The organism is Labilithrix sp., assembly GCA_019637155.1.
GTDB lineage: Bacteria > Myxococcota_A > Polyangia > Polyangiales > Polyangiaceae > Labilithrix.
The window spans coordinates 83,140-96,214 of sequence record JAHBWE010000010.1; the positions used below are offsets into that span (position 1 = coordinate 83,140).

Consider the following 13,075-nt stretch of genomic DNA (forward strand, 5'->3'; position numbering starts at 1 on the left):
CATTATGATGAACCAATGTCCGCAGCGGCGAAACTCTCCAGCTTGGCGGACGTGGTGACGCGCGCGCCGGAGCGGCGGGGGCTCGCGACGGCGGGGCTCGAGCACGTCAGCCTACGGCTCGGAGATACGTCGATCCTCGACGACGTGACGCTGGCCGTCGGGCCGGGCGAGGCGCTGTGCCTGGTCGGTCCTTCGGGTGGAGGCAAGTCTACGATACTGAATCTCCTCGCCGGCCTCGTCGCGCCGACTGCGGGACGCGTCACGTTCGACGGCGCGCCGATCGACGGCCCGAGCCCCGAGCGCGCCGTCGTCTTCCAGGACGCGGCGCTGTTCCCGTGGCTCTCGCTCGCGCAGAACGTCGCGTTCCCGCTCGAGATGGCCGGAGTCGAACGCGCCGAGCGAGAGGCCCGCGTCGAGGAGCTGCTCCGCCTCGTGCACCTCTCGCGGTTCCGCGGGATGTATCCGCACGAGCTGTCGGGGGGGATGCGGCAGCGCGGGGCGATCGCGCGCGCGCTCGCGACGCGACCGCGGATGATCCTGTTCGACGAGCCCTTCGCGGCGCTGGACGGGCAGATGCGCGAGCTGCTCCAGAGCGAGGTCGAGCGCCTCGTCGGCGCCTCGCGCACGACGATGGTGTTCGTGACGCACCAGATCGACGAGGCGGTGCGCCTCGGCGATCGCGTCGTGCTCATCGGGGCGAGGCCGGGGCGGATCGTCGGCGAGGTCCACGTCGACCTGCCGCGCCCGCGGGTGCGCGACGCGCGGGCGATGGAGATCGCGCAGCGCATCGCGGACGAGATCCGGAGCGAGGTCGAGAAGGTGGCGAGGGAGGAGGCGGATGGTGCCTGGGGAGTCGAAGCCGACGGCGACGCGCATCCTGCAGAGAGCGGTCGTCGCGGCGGTCCTCGTCGTCGTCTGGGCGGCGGCGTCTGAGGCGGCGCGGAGCGCGCTGTTTCCGGGCCCGCTCGAGGTGGCGCGCTCGCTCGTCGCGTCCGCGCGCGGCGGCATGCTCGGACGCGCCGTCGTCGTGAGCGCGCTCCGCCTCTCGTTCGGGTACCTGCTCGCGCTGACGCTCGGCGTGCCGCTCGGCGTCGTCCTCGCGCGCGTCCCGGCGCTGAAGCGGGCGCTCGGCCCGCTGCTCCTCGGGCTGTCGAGCGTCCCTTCCATCTGCTGGCTGCCGCTCGCGATCGTGTGGTTCGGTCTGTCCGAGGCGGCGATCCAGGTCGTCGTCGTCCTCGGCGCCGCGCTCCCGATCACGCTCGCGACCGAGAGCTCCGTGCGCCAGCTCCCGCCCTCGATCGAGCGCGCCGCGCGCACGATGGGCGCGCGAGGTTTCACGCTCCTCTTCCGGGTGCTCCTCGCCGCGGCGCTCCCGGGGATCCTCACCGGCGCGAAGATGGGCTGGACCTTCGCGCTGCGCTCGCTGATGGCGGGCGAGCTCCTCTTCGTCTCCGGTGGCCTCGGGCAGCTCCTCGAGACGGGCCGCGACCTCGCCGACACCGCGCTCGTCCTCGGCGTCGTCGTCGTCATCGTCGTGCTGTCGCGCGCGAGCGAGCGGGTCCTCTTCGGTCCGGTGGAGCGCCTCGTCGCGCGCCGCTGGGGAACGGCGGCGCCCTGATGCTCGTCGTCGCGAAGTCGGCCCCCCGCGGCCGCGTGTTCCTCGTCGGCGCGGGCCCGGGCGATCCGGACCTCCTCACGGTGAAGGCGCTCCGTATATTGCAGAATGCATGCATCGTCGCGTACGACGAGCTCGTCGGCCCCGCGATCATGGACCTGATCCCGGCGGGCGCGGAGCGCATCCCGGTCGGCCGGAGGAAGGGCACCTGTCCGAGCGCGCCGTCGATCCATCCCGCCGTGCTCGAGCGCGCGCTCGCCGGTCACGACGTCGTGCGCTTGAAGGGAGGCGATCCGATGGTCTTCGGGCGCGGCGGGGAGGAGGCGGCGGAGCTCACCGCGCTGGCGATCCCGTTCGAGATCGTCCCCGGCGTCAGCGCCGCTCTCGGCGCCGCGGCGTCGAGCGGGATCCCGCTCACGCACCGCGACGCGTCGAAGGCGGTGACGTTCGCGACCGCGCAGCTGCGCCACGACTCGACGGCGGATCCGCTCGCCGACCTCCCGCGGAGCGGCACGATCGTGCTCTACATGGGTCTCTCGACGCTGGGCGAGACCACGGCGCGCCTCATCGCGGCGGGCCGCGCGCCGGAGACACCGGCGGCGGTGGTGTCGCGCGCGACGCTGCCGGACGAGCGCGTCGTCACCGCCACGCTCGCGACGATCGCGGCCGCCGTCGAGCACGCCGCCCTCGCGACCCCGGCGCTGGTCGTGATCGGCGACGTCGTCGCGAGGCGCGTCATCAGCCCCGCCGCGCCCGCGCATACCGCCGCGCCCGAGCGCGCCGCCACGCCCGCGCGTGGCCGCATCGCGTGAAGTGCTCGGTGTCGTATCGCCTGAAAGATGCTTGGTGGTGGTGGTGCGTGGCATTCTCTCTGGATGTGGAGGCTGGGGCGTGTGGTGTTCGTCGGGGGGGCGATGGCGAGCGTCTTCGTGTGGGCGGCGTGTGGGGATGACGATGGCGCTGGGGCGGCCTCGGTCGTCGACGCGGGCAGCGACGTGGCGCTCGATACGGCGCCGCGCGATGCGACGGGACCGAACGATCCGACCGACGCGCCGTTCGTCCACGACAGCGGGATCCGTCCGATCGGCGATCGCGACGCCGGACCCGAGGACGCGATCGTCTTCGACGTCGGCGGAACCTCGATCCCCTGCGTCGCGAACGGACAGCTCGAGGTCGAGCCGAACGACACGAAGGCGACCGCGAACACGCTCACCGGCTCGCGCTGCGGGATCGTCCGCATCGTCGCCGCCCCGCCGCCCGACACCGCAGACGCTGGGACCGACGACGCGGGAGATGCCGGGCCCGACGATGCCGGCGACACCGCGGACGCGGACGCCGTCGACGCGAGCGACGCCGACGCAGGCGCGCCGGACGCCGATGCCGATGCCGGCGTGGTGAGCGAGAGCGACTTCCTCACGTTCCGCATCAGCTCGACGGCGACGAGGTTCGAGATCCAGTACCACGGCGCCGTCCAGCTCTTCGTCAGCGTCGGCGACGCGGCGCCATTGAACCTCGCGACCACGCCGACGCTCCCGTTCCGTCGCGATCAGCCGTACTTCATCGAGGTCCGCTCGGCCGACGGCGAACCCCACCCGTGGCGCGTGACGCTCTTCGAAGACTGAAACTACCGCGCGCGCTCCTTGAACGCGCGGACGAGCTCCGGGAAGCGTGAGGCCATCGGGGTGCCTTCGCGTTTCCATCGCTCGCGGAGCGCGCGGGCAGCCTCGATCCAGTCGTCGGCGGGGAGGGCCTGCTCGAGCACCTCGCGCAGGAGCCGCGACAGCGCGGGCGCCTCGCCCGACGACGAGATCGCGACGGTGAAGGGCCCGCGCCGGACGACGCTGGCCGAGATCGCGGAGCCATTCGGAGGATCGTCGATCGCGACGGCGAAGATGCGCGCCGCGGCGGCGAGGTCGCAGACCTCCTTCTGCGTCGCCGCGTCCGCCGTCGCCGCGACGACGAGCCAGGCCGCGCCGACGTCGCGCGCCTCGAACGCGCGGAGCGAGAGCGTGCACGCGCCCTCGGCGCTCATCGCGTGCACGGCGGGCGTCGCCGTCTTCGCGACGACGCGCACGCGCGCGCCGGCGGCGGCGAGGTCCTCGATCTTCCGCTCGGCGACCGCGCCGGCGCCGACGACGAGGACGTCTCTCCCGTCGAGGCGGAGAAAGAGCGGGAAGAGGCTCATCCCGCGATCATGAACGCATCGCGTACGAGATGCGAGCCGCGTCGAGGCGAGCGCGCGTCGTCGCGATCGCGAGCGCGCCGACGTCCGCGCCGGCGAAGCGCCGCCCCGCGCTCGAGGCGGCGACGAGCGTGGTGCCGGATCCACAGAACGGATCGACGACGAGCGATCGCGGCGCGCTCGACGCCCGCACGATGCGATCGAGCAGCTTGAGCGGCTTCTGGGTCGGGTACCCCGTCGTCTCCGCGCGGAGCGGCGTGTTCGCGCTCATCGAGGGGCAGTCGGTCCACACGCTGCCGAGCGCGCGCCCCTCGTCGGCGTAGTAGCGATACGTCTTCCCACCCACCGTGCGATCGCGGTAGCGGCGACCGTCCGCGTCGACGTTGTTGAAGTGCATCGCCTGGCTCGTCGCCGCGAACGGCGCGCGGAGGGCGGGATCCTTCGCGTTCCAGATCGGCTCCTTGCCGCGCGCGTAGAGGAGCAGCGTCTGGTGGCCCATCCCCGGACCGGTCCGGCTCTTGCTCCCGTTGCCGGGGACCCAGATCACCTCACCGCGAAACGAGCGCGCGCCGAAGACGCGATCGCAGACGACCTTCGCCTCGTGGACCGCGCGCTGATCGAGGTGGAGCCACATCGTGCCGCGCGGCGACAGGAGCGCCCGCACGATCGCGACGCGCTCCTCGAGCCACGCGAGGTATGCCTCGAGCGACGGCCACGTGTCGTCGTACGCGACGGGCCCCTTCGCGCGCGAGGTCCCCCGCGCGACGCGCGCGCCGAAGGTCTTCTCGACCTTGAAGGGCGGATCGAGGTACGCGAGGTCGGCGGAGCCGGCGGCGACGAAGCGTCCGAGGTCGCGCGCGTCGGCGTGGACGAGCGCGTTCTCAGCGCTTCGCCCCATCGCTCCGGTACGGCTGGAAGAGCGCGGTCGCGAGCTCGTGGTCGCTCGGCAGCTCGAACGCGTCGTCGAGCGCGAGGAGCCACGGCCGCGGCGGACCGGTGGGCTCGCAGCCGGCGATGATCTCCGCCGCCGTGCACGCGGTGCGGACGTGCACGTGATCGTCGTGCGGCCCGCCGGGCCGGGGCTCGAGCATCACGTCGATCGCGCGCGCGATCGTCGCGTTCGAGTCGCCGCGTGCCCGCGCCCACTCGACGAGGAGCGCGTTGACCTTCCGGTTCGCGAACACCCACTGCACGCGCGCCTCCGGGTCCTCGAGGAGGGCCTTCACGAGGAGCCACGTCCGCTCGACGTCGAAGCGGAGGAAGCGCTTCCCTTTCTCGTCCCACGCGAGGCCGTCGGCCTGCATCCGGATCCATCCCGGCGTCTCGACCGGCGCGCCGTCGAGCGTGGTCCAGTAGAGGAGGAGGTCCGCGTCGCGACCGCTCCGATGCGAGAGGTGCGGCATGAGCATGCCGCCGTGGAGCGCCGAGATGTCGCCGACGGACAGCATCGCGCCGGGCCGCTGCCGCGCCACCGATCCGGCCGCGCGCTCGATCGCGGCGACGAACCGCGGGACCCCGTGGTGATGGTCGTCGTTGCGGAGCCACTTGAACCCTTCCCCGGAGCGCGGGAGCTCGGCCGACCCCGTCAGCACCCCCCGGTTGCAGGTCCCGATCGACCCCGAGAACTGCGGCACGAGCGGCGACGGCGTCCTCCCACACCCCACCAACCCAAACGCAAGAGCAACGACCCACCGCACCCCCCATTCGCTACCGAACTCGAACAATCTCGGCAAGTCCTCCAAGTCACCCCGGGGCCCCAGAAGCGGCCGCGAAAGCGGGCGCGAAGCGCCCCGAGCGCTCCGCGCGAGGGCCGTGTCTGGGGCGGGGGTGTCGGGGGCAGAGCCCCCGACGTTGGTTGAGAGAGAAGTTCCTTGCGCGATACCGGAACGGGGCTACACAACTGCCGTCGTAACGGAGGCTGCATGGCGCTCGAGGGTCCGCGGGTCGTTTATACGCGTAGGGAAGAGGAGTCGCCGCTCGAGCGCGCGCTTCGCCTCGCGCGAGAGGTCGAGGAGCTCCTCGAGGAGACCTCCTCCGTCAACGATCCGGACCGCTCCGTGCATTCTACACGCATCGCCCGCGCGATGGCGGCGGGCCTCGTCGACGAGCTCCAGAGCCTCGACCGCATCGACCGCAAGCGCCGCCTCTGCTGACGGCGCGTCAGCTCAAAGCGTGGGGCTCGGCAGCCACGCCGCGACGCGGCCTTCGATGACCTTCACCGCGTCGGCGCTCGCGTAGCTCTCGGCGAGGACGTACTTGCCGTCCGCGCGGCCGAGGTAGCCCTGCTCGGCGAACGCGAGGAGGGCGTTCTCGATGACGGGGCGGCTCACCGCCTCGCGGTACGCGATGTCGCCGGCGAGGAACATCCGCTCGCCGGTCGCGATCACGCGCTTCGCGAGGTCCTTCGGGGCGAGGGGGCCCTTCAGGAGCGCCGCGCATCCGCGCGCGGCGACGCGATAGCCCTCGAGGAAGCTCCGGATCATCCGCGCGTGCAGCACCGCGCGCTCGCGTGGCTCGCCGGAGGGCGCGAGGAGGAACGTGCCGTCGCGCGCGGCGACCTCGCCGCTCGCCTGCATCGCCGCGAGCGTCTCGGCGAAGATCGTCTCGAACGTCGCGTCGGCGCGGAACTGGAACTCGTACTTGAAGAGGCGGGAGAGGGCCTGCGCGTTCTCCTCGAGCTGCGTGCGGGTGAGGCCCTGCGGCGCGGCGACGAGCGGGGTCGCGAGCATCGCGCGCGTGACGAAGAAATGGACGAGCAGGTTCTTCGCGATGTCGAGCGAGAGGCGCGCGACGTCGGGCACGACGTACATAGCCTCCGGTCCCGGCCGCGGCGCGGCCGCCTTCTCCCCGACCGGTCCCGGCCGATGCGTCTCGAGGTGCCCCGCGCGCTGGAAGAGCTCGCAGGCCTCCTGGATCGCCCCGACGCGCAGCTCGAAGCTCGTGCCGGTGACGACGCGGAGCGACGGCGTGAAGCGAGCGCCCTCCGCCTTGAGGATCGCGACGAAGCGCTCGCACGACGCGACGAGGTCCTCGTGCGTGATGCCGCGGCGGCCGTGCGTCAGGAGCGCGGCGGCGACGAGCGCGCTCGGCGTGACCGCGGTGACGCGGTTGATCTCGTTCATCACGCGGTAGGCGAGGCGCGTGACGAGCGCGCGGCGCCGCGCCGGCGTGAGCGCCTGGACGCCGGAGCCGCCGAGCTCCGTGATGACGCCGTCGATCGTGACGAGCTCCCCGAACTGCACGTTGAGGCGGCCGTAGCGGCCGAGCGCCGTCTCCGCCGCCGCGAAGAGGCCGCGCACGTCCTCCTTCTTCTTCTCGCCGCCGGTGAGCTCGCGCACGTACTCGCGCTCCTCCACCACGCGCTCGTAGCCGATCGAGATCGGGCAGAAGTACACCTTCCGCTGCGGTCCCTCCGAGGCGGCGCCGAGCACGGCGTCGACGACGATGGACAATAGGCCCAACTTCGGGGGCAACAGCTTGCCCGTGCGCGAGCGCGCGCCTTCGAGGAAGAACTCGAGCGGCCAGCCGTCGAGGATGAGGCGCCGCATGTACGCGTCGACGACGGCGCCGTAGAGGCGGTCGCCCTTGAAGCTGCGGCGGATGAAGAACGCCCCGCCGCGCCGGAGGACGGGGCCGAGCGGAAAGAACGAGAGGTTGTCGCCCGCGGCCACGAGCGGCACCGGCATGTTCGCGTGCATGAAGAGCCGCGTCAGGATGATGTAGTCGACGTGCGACTTGTGGCTCGGCAGGAGCACGAGCGTGCCGTCCTTCGCCGCCGCGCGCAGGCGCTCGAGCCCCTCCTTGTCGATCTCGAAGCCGGAGTACATCCGCGCGACGGTCTGATCGAACGCCGCGTCCATCGCGCGGAGGGCGTTGGGATCGATCTCCGCCTCGAGCTCGCGCAACATCGCGAGCGCGCGGAAGCCGAGCACGCGCCGCTGCTCTTGTCCTTCGCCCGCCATGTCGCGGATGACCTTCTGCAGGCGCGGGCTCCGCACGACCTGATCGCGCAGCCGATCGGGCGCCTTCTTCGTCGGCCCCACCACCGCGCGGCGCTCGCGCTCGAGCCGCCGCAGGAGCGCGTAGGTGAGGCGCCGCACGAGCACCGCGTCTTGTTCGAGAGGCCTCTCCGCGCTTGGACGCGCTCCGCCGCCCCGGACCCCCGAGAGCTCCTGCGCGCCGCCCTCCTCGGCGCGGAGGAACTCCTGGAGGTCGAGCGGCTCGCCGGCGCGGAGCGTGACGTGGCGGTAGTTCATCAAGAACTGCGTCACGGTGCGGATCTTCCCCGGCCACTCGCGCGGTCCGAAGAGCGCGTCGACGACGTTCTGCTTCCGCTCGTCCTGGCTCTTCGTCCAGACGAACACCTGCGGCACGAGGAGGATCGGCGAGCGAAGCTCCCGCTGAAGAGCGAGCAGCTCCTCGAGGAACGCGTCGCCTTCGCGGCGGCCGCGGCGGAGCTGCGGCTCGAGGAGGGAGGGCGGGCGCTTCAGGAACAGCGCGGCGGAGCTGCCGGAGTCGATCGCGCGACGGAGCCGCTGGACGTGCTGCGCCTCGCTGCGCGGCAGCACGGAGGAGAGCACGCCGAGGTCGTTCGCGAACCCGATCCGCGGGAGCGAGAGCTTCTTCGTGAGGTAGTCGAGCGCGAGGTAGTCGACGAAGGAGAGGTTCCGCAGCACGTAGACGACGGTGCCGCGCGCCTCCGCCGCGTGGACCTCGCGCGCCCACGCCTCGTCGACCGCGATGTTCTCGAAGAACCGGCGATAGACCCAGGCGAGGGCGGGGTTCTCGTGCGCGTTCAGCCGCCGAAGCTCTTCTGGACGATCTCGATGATCTTCTTCGCCGTGTCGTCCTTGAGGCCGGTGTTGCCGCCGTGCGGCCAGGCGTACGTCTTCAGCTCGACCTGGTTGCAGGAGAGCGAGACGAGGATGTCCGCCGGCGTGCCGGCCGCGGGCGGCGCGCCCTGCACCGTCGGCGCGCCGGCCTGGCCGATCTGGAAGCCGAACTCGGCGTACATGCACGACTGCTTCGGCGGCTCGAAGTTGTCCGCCTTGCCGAAGAGCTCGTTGACCTCCTCGCGGAGCTTCGCGTCGGCGACCTGCGCGGTGCCGAGGATGCGGAAGTTGTAGAAGCGCGGCGCGTCGGCCGCGGCGGGGACCGGCGTCGAGCCGGGGAGGATGCCCGGCGGGATGAGGCCCGGCGGGAGCATCTGCGCCGCGCCCTGCGCCCACTGCATGACCTGCGGCGGGATCTGGAGGCCCGGGATCGGCGACTGCCCCGGCTGCTGCGCTTGCGCCTGCGGCGGCTCGAAGTTCTGGAGGCGATGGATCGTGATCGGCTGACCCTTGAGCTGCTCGAAGGGTTGCGCGAGCGCCGAGCTGCAGCCCGTCTCCGCGGTGAGCGTGGACAACATGACGAAGCCGGCGGCGGCGAACGATGCGAGCGAAGCGAATCTCAGGGCCTTCATGGCGGCGGACTCTACAACTATGCTGGGGGGAGCGTCATGCTGAAGATCAAGAAGATCGACCATGTGGCCGTCTGTGTCGCGGACACCGATGAAGCGATTGCGAAATACAAGCAGGTCCTCGGCCTCGAGCCGGACGTGCGCGAGGTCGTCGCGTCGCAGAAGACGGAGGCGACGCTCCTGCCGATCGGCGAGACCAGCATCGAGCTCATCTCGCCCAAGGGAAACGAGGGCCTCGCGAAGTTCCTCGAGAAGCGCGGGCCGGGGATCCATCACATCGCGATCGAGGTCGAGGGGATCGAAGGCGCCCTCGCGACCCTCAAGGCGCTCGGCGTCCAGCTCATCGACGAGACCCCGCGCAAGGGGGCCAGGGGGCACAAAGTCGCGTTTTTGCATCCGAAAGCGACGGGCGGCGTGCTCGTCGAGCTGGTCGAGCCCGACCACGAAGCCGCCGCCGGGCCGTAGAAAGCGCAGGAAAACGCATCGTCGCGCCTTGCGTTTCGGCAAGCGTATCGTATGCCGAAAAGACTTACCTGTCCTTACACGGAAGGCCTGGACATGTCCTCAGCACGGCTGCTTGGTTTCGTCGCCTTCATGAGCGCCGGCGCGGGGTGCGCCTCCGCCGAGGTCGTCCCCGCCGCGACGCACACGACCGCCGCGACGATCGAGGCCCCGGCGAAGAAGGAGGCCGCAGTCCCGCCGCTGAAGCGCGACGCCGCCCTCGCCGGCAACGAGCACAAGGTCAGCATGCTCGAGGGTCGCATCGTCACGAAGCTCCACGCGGTCGAGACCCCGAAGGTCGAGACGCACGCGTCGCCGACGAAGGGCATCCTCTACACGACGATCCAGGCGAAGCTCGGCGAGGGGCAGACGGTGTACTGCACCGCGTTCGACGAGCGCCTCTTCCCCGCGAGCCTCGCCGCCGCCGATCTCCGCGGCGAGCACGACTGGGGCGACGATGGGATCGAGAAGAGCGACACCGTCGCGAAGACGACGACGGAGGTCACGGCGCTCGACGTGTCCGTCGTCGGCGGCCGCCCCGTCCTCTCCGCGCGCGGCAGCGTGCACGACGAGGCGGGCACGCTCGTCGCCGATCGCAAGGTGATCGTCACCTCGAGCGCGGCGTTCACGCTCGCGTGCTCGGACCGCACCGTCGGCTTCGACAAGCGCTTCCACGCCTTCGCGAGCGAGGTCCTCGGCTCGCTCACGCTCGACCCGCCGCCGAGCCCCGCCCCGAAGCGCGTCGTCATCTACAAGATGCAGTCCGAGGGCAAGACGATCGGCTACTACGAGCTCGTGACGTACGCCGAGCCGAAGGGCGGGACGAAGACGTTCGGCACCGAGATCGCGCTCGACGTCAGCGGCGGCAAGATCAACGGCGTCGACACCACGGCCTACGCGGTCGCGAACGCGCGCGGGGGCGAGAGCGACATCCGGCTCCACAACGTCGTGAACAACGAGACCACGGTGCACGTGAAGGCGGCGCGCGACGCGAAGGGCTGGAGCGTGAAGCTCGGCGCGGATCGCCTCGACGTCGTGAGCAAGCGCATGTCCGCGAAGACGGGGCTGACGTCGCTGATGATGCCGGGGTGGATGAGCCGCATGCAGGCGGCGGCGACCTCGAAGAAGGCGGCGCCGGTGAAGATCCCGCTCGTCGCGGTCGCGGAGAAGCCGGCCGTCGCGGTCGCGAAGCGTCAGGCCGACGGAAGCGTCACGTACGTCGAGAAGGGCAACGAGACGAGGGCGACGTTCGACGCGGACGGCCTCGCGAGCTGGTCGACGTTCGGCGCCAAATACGATCGCATCTTCGCCGAAGGCGCGCGGTGAGAGCGGAGCGAGCGCTCGCGGCGCTGGGCGTCGCCGCGCTCGCTGTCGGTTGCGGGGGAGGCGAGCCGCCGCCGGAGACGCCGGCCACCGCGCCGTCCGCGCCGGCGGGCCCGGCGGGGCAGGCGAGCGAGGCCGCGTGCAACGAGCTGTTCCTCGGCGCGATGGCGCTCGAGCAGGCGTCGGACTCGCTCGCGAAGCATGGCCCGCGCCCCACCGCCGCCGCTCGGATCCGCACCGGGCGCAAGCTCATCGCCGGCTACACGGAGCTCCGCGCGCAGCTGAAGCGAGCGGTGGAGCTCGACCGGAGTCTCACGACCGAGGTCGACGCGGCCGACAAGGCGCTCGCGACGCCGGTCGCCTGGTTCGACGCGGCGACGAAGTCGCAAGAGGCGCACGCGAAGCAGATGCGCGAGATCTACGCCGAGGTGGAGCGTCTCCGCCCGGCGTTCTCGGCGCCGTGCAAGCCGAAGGAGCCGGACTGCGCGGCGACGGCGTCGGTGGCGCTGAACCTCCTCCTCGCCGACTGGTCCGCCGCCGCGCTCCCGAAGACGCGCGGCGATCTCCAGAAGATCGAGCCGAGGAGCCCGGACCTGCAGGCCAAGCTGAAGACGCTCGTGCAGAAGATCGAGGAGGCCGAGCGCTCGCTCACGGAGCAAGAGAAGCAGGCCGAGGCGCTCCAGGCGACGATGGGGGAAGAGAAGAACGAGGGCATCGCGAAGGCGATCGACAAGCTCTACGCCCGCTGCGGCGTGAAGGAGAAGGACGACAAGCCGCTCACCGCCGTGCGCCGGACGCAGTGGGTCACGTCGAAGGAGCCCGACCTCCGCAAGATGGTCGTGGTCATCCGCGTCCTGCCCGAAGGTCGCATCCGCGCGCGCCTCGACGAGTGGTCGCAGCTCTCGGTCGGTCTCCGGCGCACGGTCTTCGAGAGCGCGACGCGCGGCGGCTTCGGGAGCGGCTTCTTCGTCGTCCCGCGGGAGGGGGAGGTCTACGTCGTCACGAACCGGCACGTCGTCGACTTCGGCGAGAGCGCGAGCCTGCAGATGCCGGACGGCGCCGTCATCCCCGCGCAGATCGCGTACACCGATCCGAACGCGGACATCGCGATCCTCAAGCCGTCGAAGCCGACCGTCAGCTACGGCCTCGCGCTCGAGACGGAGCCGGCGAAGGACCATCAGGTCGTCATCGCGACGGGCTACCCCGGCCTCGACGCGCGACCCTCCTACCAGACGACGCGCGGCTACGTCTCGAACCAGCACTTCGTCGATCCCTGGGACGGCGCCTCGTACATCCAGCACACCGCTCCGATCGACAAGGGCAACAGCGGCGGACCGCTGACGAGCGAGCGCTTCAACGTGCTCGGCGTGAACACGCTGAAGATCCGATCGCGCGAGGCGGTCGCGATGTCGGTCCCCGCCACCCTCGTCGCCGACGCCGTCGCGCGCGCCGGCGCCAAGGTCGACACGGAATCGCAGCAAGAAGACGCGCGCGCGGCGTGCCTCGAGGTCGTCGCCGAGCTCGGCGCGCCGAAGCCGAACGTCCACACGCTCTACCGCCGCATCTCGCTCGCGATGGTGTCGGAGTCGGGCTCCACCTCGTTCAACACGCAAGCGGGGCGCGACCGCGAGCTCGAGGACATGCTGCTCGAGTCGCCGATCGACGCGCTCCGCGCCGCGATCGTCGATCGGCTCATGCTCGAGTCGAAGACCACGCGCATCAACCCGTGGGAGACGTGCGCCAACCCCGAGCCCGACGACTGGCAGCACATCCTGACGATGGACCGCGTCCGCTTCCACCTCCGCGTCGGCGGCGACACGAAGGACCTCGTCCTCCGCCGCGAGCACGGCCGCTACCAACTCCTCCGCCTCGACCTCACCCCACCGACGCCAGACCCCACCCCCACCAAGAAGCCCGCAAAGAAACCAACCAAAAAGCCAACCAAGTAGGCAAACAGCAAAGCTCGCGTTCAGAGCGAGCACGCGGCAGAAAA

At 71.4% G+C, this 13,075-nt stretch carries 13 protein-coding genes; 8 read left to right on the top strand and 5 right to left on the bottom strand.

Translation table 11 applies throughout. The features are described 5' to 3' along the window. The first annotated feature begins 15 nt into the window (after positions 1–15). The 4 genes from KF837_21845 to KF837_21860 all read left to right on the top strand — a co-directional run bounded on the left by KF837_21845 (position 16) and on the right by KF837_21860 (position 3,237). Positions 16–933 (top strand): ABC transporter ATP-binding protein, encoded by a 918-nt coding sequence (locus KF837_21845; protein MBX3229979.1) that lies wholly within the window; start codon positions 16–18, stop codon positions 931–933. Continuing rightward, positions 839–1,618: an ABC transporter permease subunit gene (locus KF837_21850; protein ID MBX3229980.1), complete on the top strand. Its 780-nt coding sequence runs from the start codon at positions 839–841 to the stop codon at positions 1,616–1,618. The genes KF837_21845 and KF837_21850 overlap by 95 nt, the downstream gene beginning before the upstream one ends. After that, positions 1,618–2,427, top strand: a complete 810-nt coding sequence (cobA, locus tag KF837_21855; GenBank protein ID MBX3229981.1) for a uroporphyrinogen-III C-methyltransferase — start codon at positions 1,618–1,620, stop codon at positions 2,425–2,427. Before KF837_21850 ends, cobA begins: the two co-directional genes overlap by 1 nt. 102 nt (positions 2,428–2,529) lie before the next feature. Continuing rightward, positions 2,530–3,237 carry a hypothetical protein gene (locus tag KF837_21860; protein MBX3229982.1) on the top strand — a complete coding sequence of 236 codons (708 nt, stop codon included), beginning with the start codon at positions 2,530–2,532 and terminating at the stop codon, positions 3,235–3,237. A 2-nt stretch (positions 3,238–3,239) separates the two neighbouring features. Here the strand turns inward: KF837_21860 and KF837_21865 are convergent, their stop codons facing one another. From KF837_21865 to KF837_21875, 3 genes are read right to left on the bottom strand one after another with little or no spacing between them, the layout of a single operon-like run. Next, positions 3,240–3,800 (bottom strand): bifunctional precorrin-2 dehydrogenase/sirohydrochlorin ferrochelatase, encoded by a 561-nt coding sequence (locus tag KF837_21865; GenBank protein ID MBX3229983.1) that lies wholly within the window; start codon positions 3,798–3,800, stop codon positions 3,240–3,242. A 7-nt stretch (positions 3,801–3,807) separates the two neighbouring features. Then, positions 3,808–4,695: a site-specific DNA-methyltransferase gene (locus tag KF837_21870; GenBank protein ID MBX3229984.1), complete on the bottom strand. Its 888-nt coding sequence runs from the start codon at positions 4,693–4,695 to the stop codon at positions 3,808–3,810. Beyond that, positions 4,679–5,389, bottom strand: coding sequence for a penicillin-insensitive murein endopeptidase (locus tag KF837_21875; GenBank protein ID MBX3229985.1), 711 nt, complete (start codon positions 5,387–5,389; stop codon positions 4,679–4,681). Before KF837_21875 ends, KF837_21870 begins: the two co-directional genes overlap by 17 nt. Positions 5,390–5,719: 330 nt before the next feature. Between KF837_21875 and KF837_21880 the strand changes: the two genes are divergently transcribed. After that, a complete protein-coding gene (locus KF837_21880; GenBank protein ID MBX3229986.1) occupies positions 5,720–5,950 on the top strand; it encodes a hypothetical protein in 231 nt (76 codons plus the stop codon). Between the two features lie 12 nt (positions 5,951–5,962). On the opposite strand, the gene KF837_21885 is transcribed toward KF837_21880, so the two are convergent. Both KF837_21885 and KF837_21890 read right to left on the bottom strand, forming a co-directional pair. Further along, positions 5,963–8,473 (bottom strand): 1-acyl-sn-glycerol-3-phosphate acyltransferase, encoded by a 2,511-nt coding sequence (locus KF837_21885; protein ID MBX3229987.1) that lies wholly within the window; start codon positions 8,471–8,473, stop codon positions 5,963–5,965. 119 nt (positions 8,474–8,592) lie between these two features. After that, positions 8,593–9,261, bottom strand: coding sequence for a hypothetical protein (locus KF837_21890; GenBank protein MBX3229988.1), 669 nt, complete (start codon positions 9,259–9,261; stop codon positions 8,593–8,595). Positions 9,262–9,306: 45 nt separating this feature from the next. On the opposite strand from KF837_21890, the gene mce reads away from it, so the two are divergent. The 3 genes from mce to KF837_21905 all read left to right on the top strand — a co-directional run bounded on the left by mce (position 9,307) and on the right by KF837_21905 (position 13,031). Further along, on the top strand, positions 9,307–9,723 hold the full coding sequence (mce, locus tag KF837_21895) for a methylmalonyl-CoA epimerase (protein ID MBX3229989.1): 417 nt from the start codon (positions 9,307–9,309) through the stop codon (positions 9,721–9,723). A 93-nt stretch (positions 9,724–9,816) separates the two neighbouring features. After that, positions 9,817–11,085, top strand: a complete 1,269-nt coding sequence (locus KF837_21900) for a hypothetical protein (GenBank protein ID MBX3229990.1) — start codon at positions 9,817–9,819, stop codon at positions 11,083–11,085. Next, on the top strand, positions 11,082–13,031 hold the full coding sequence (locus KF837_21905) for a trypsin-like peptidase domain-containing protein (GenBank protein MBX3229991.1): 1,950 nt from the start codon (positions 11,082–11,084) through the stop codon (positions 13,029–13,031). The genes KF837_21900 and KF837_21905 overlap by 4 nt, the downstream gene beginning before the upstream one ends. Positions 13,032–13,075: the final 44 nt, after the last annotated feature.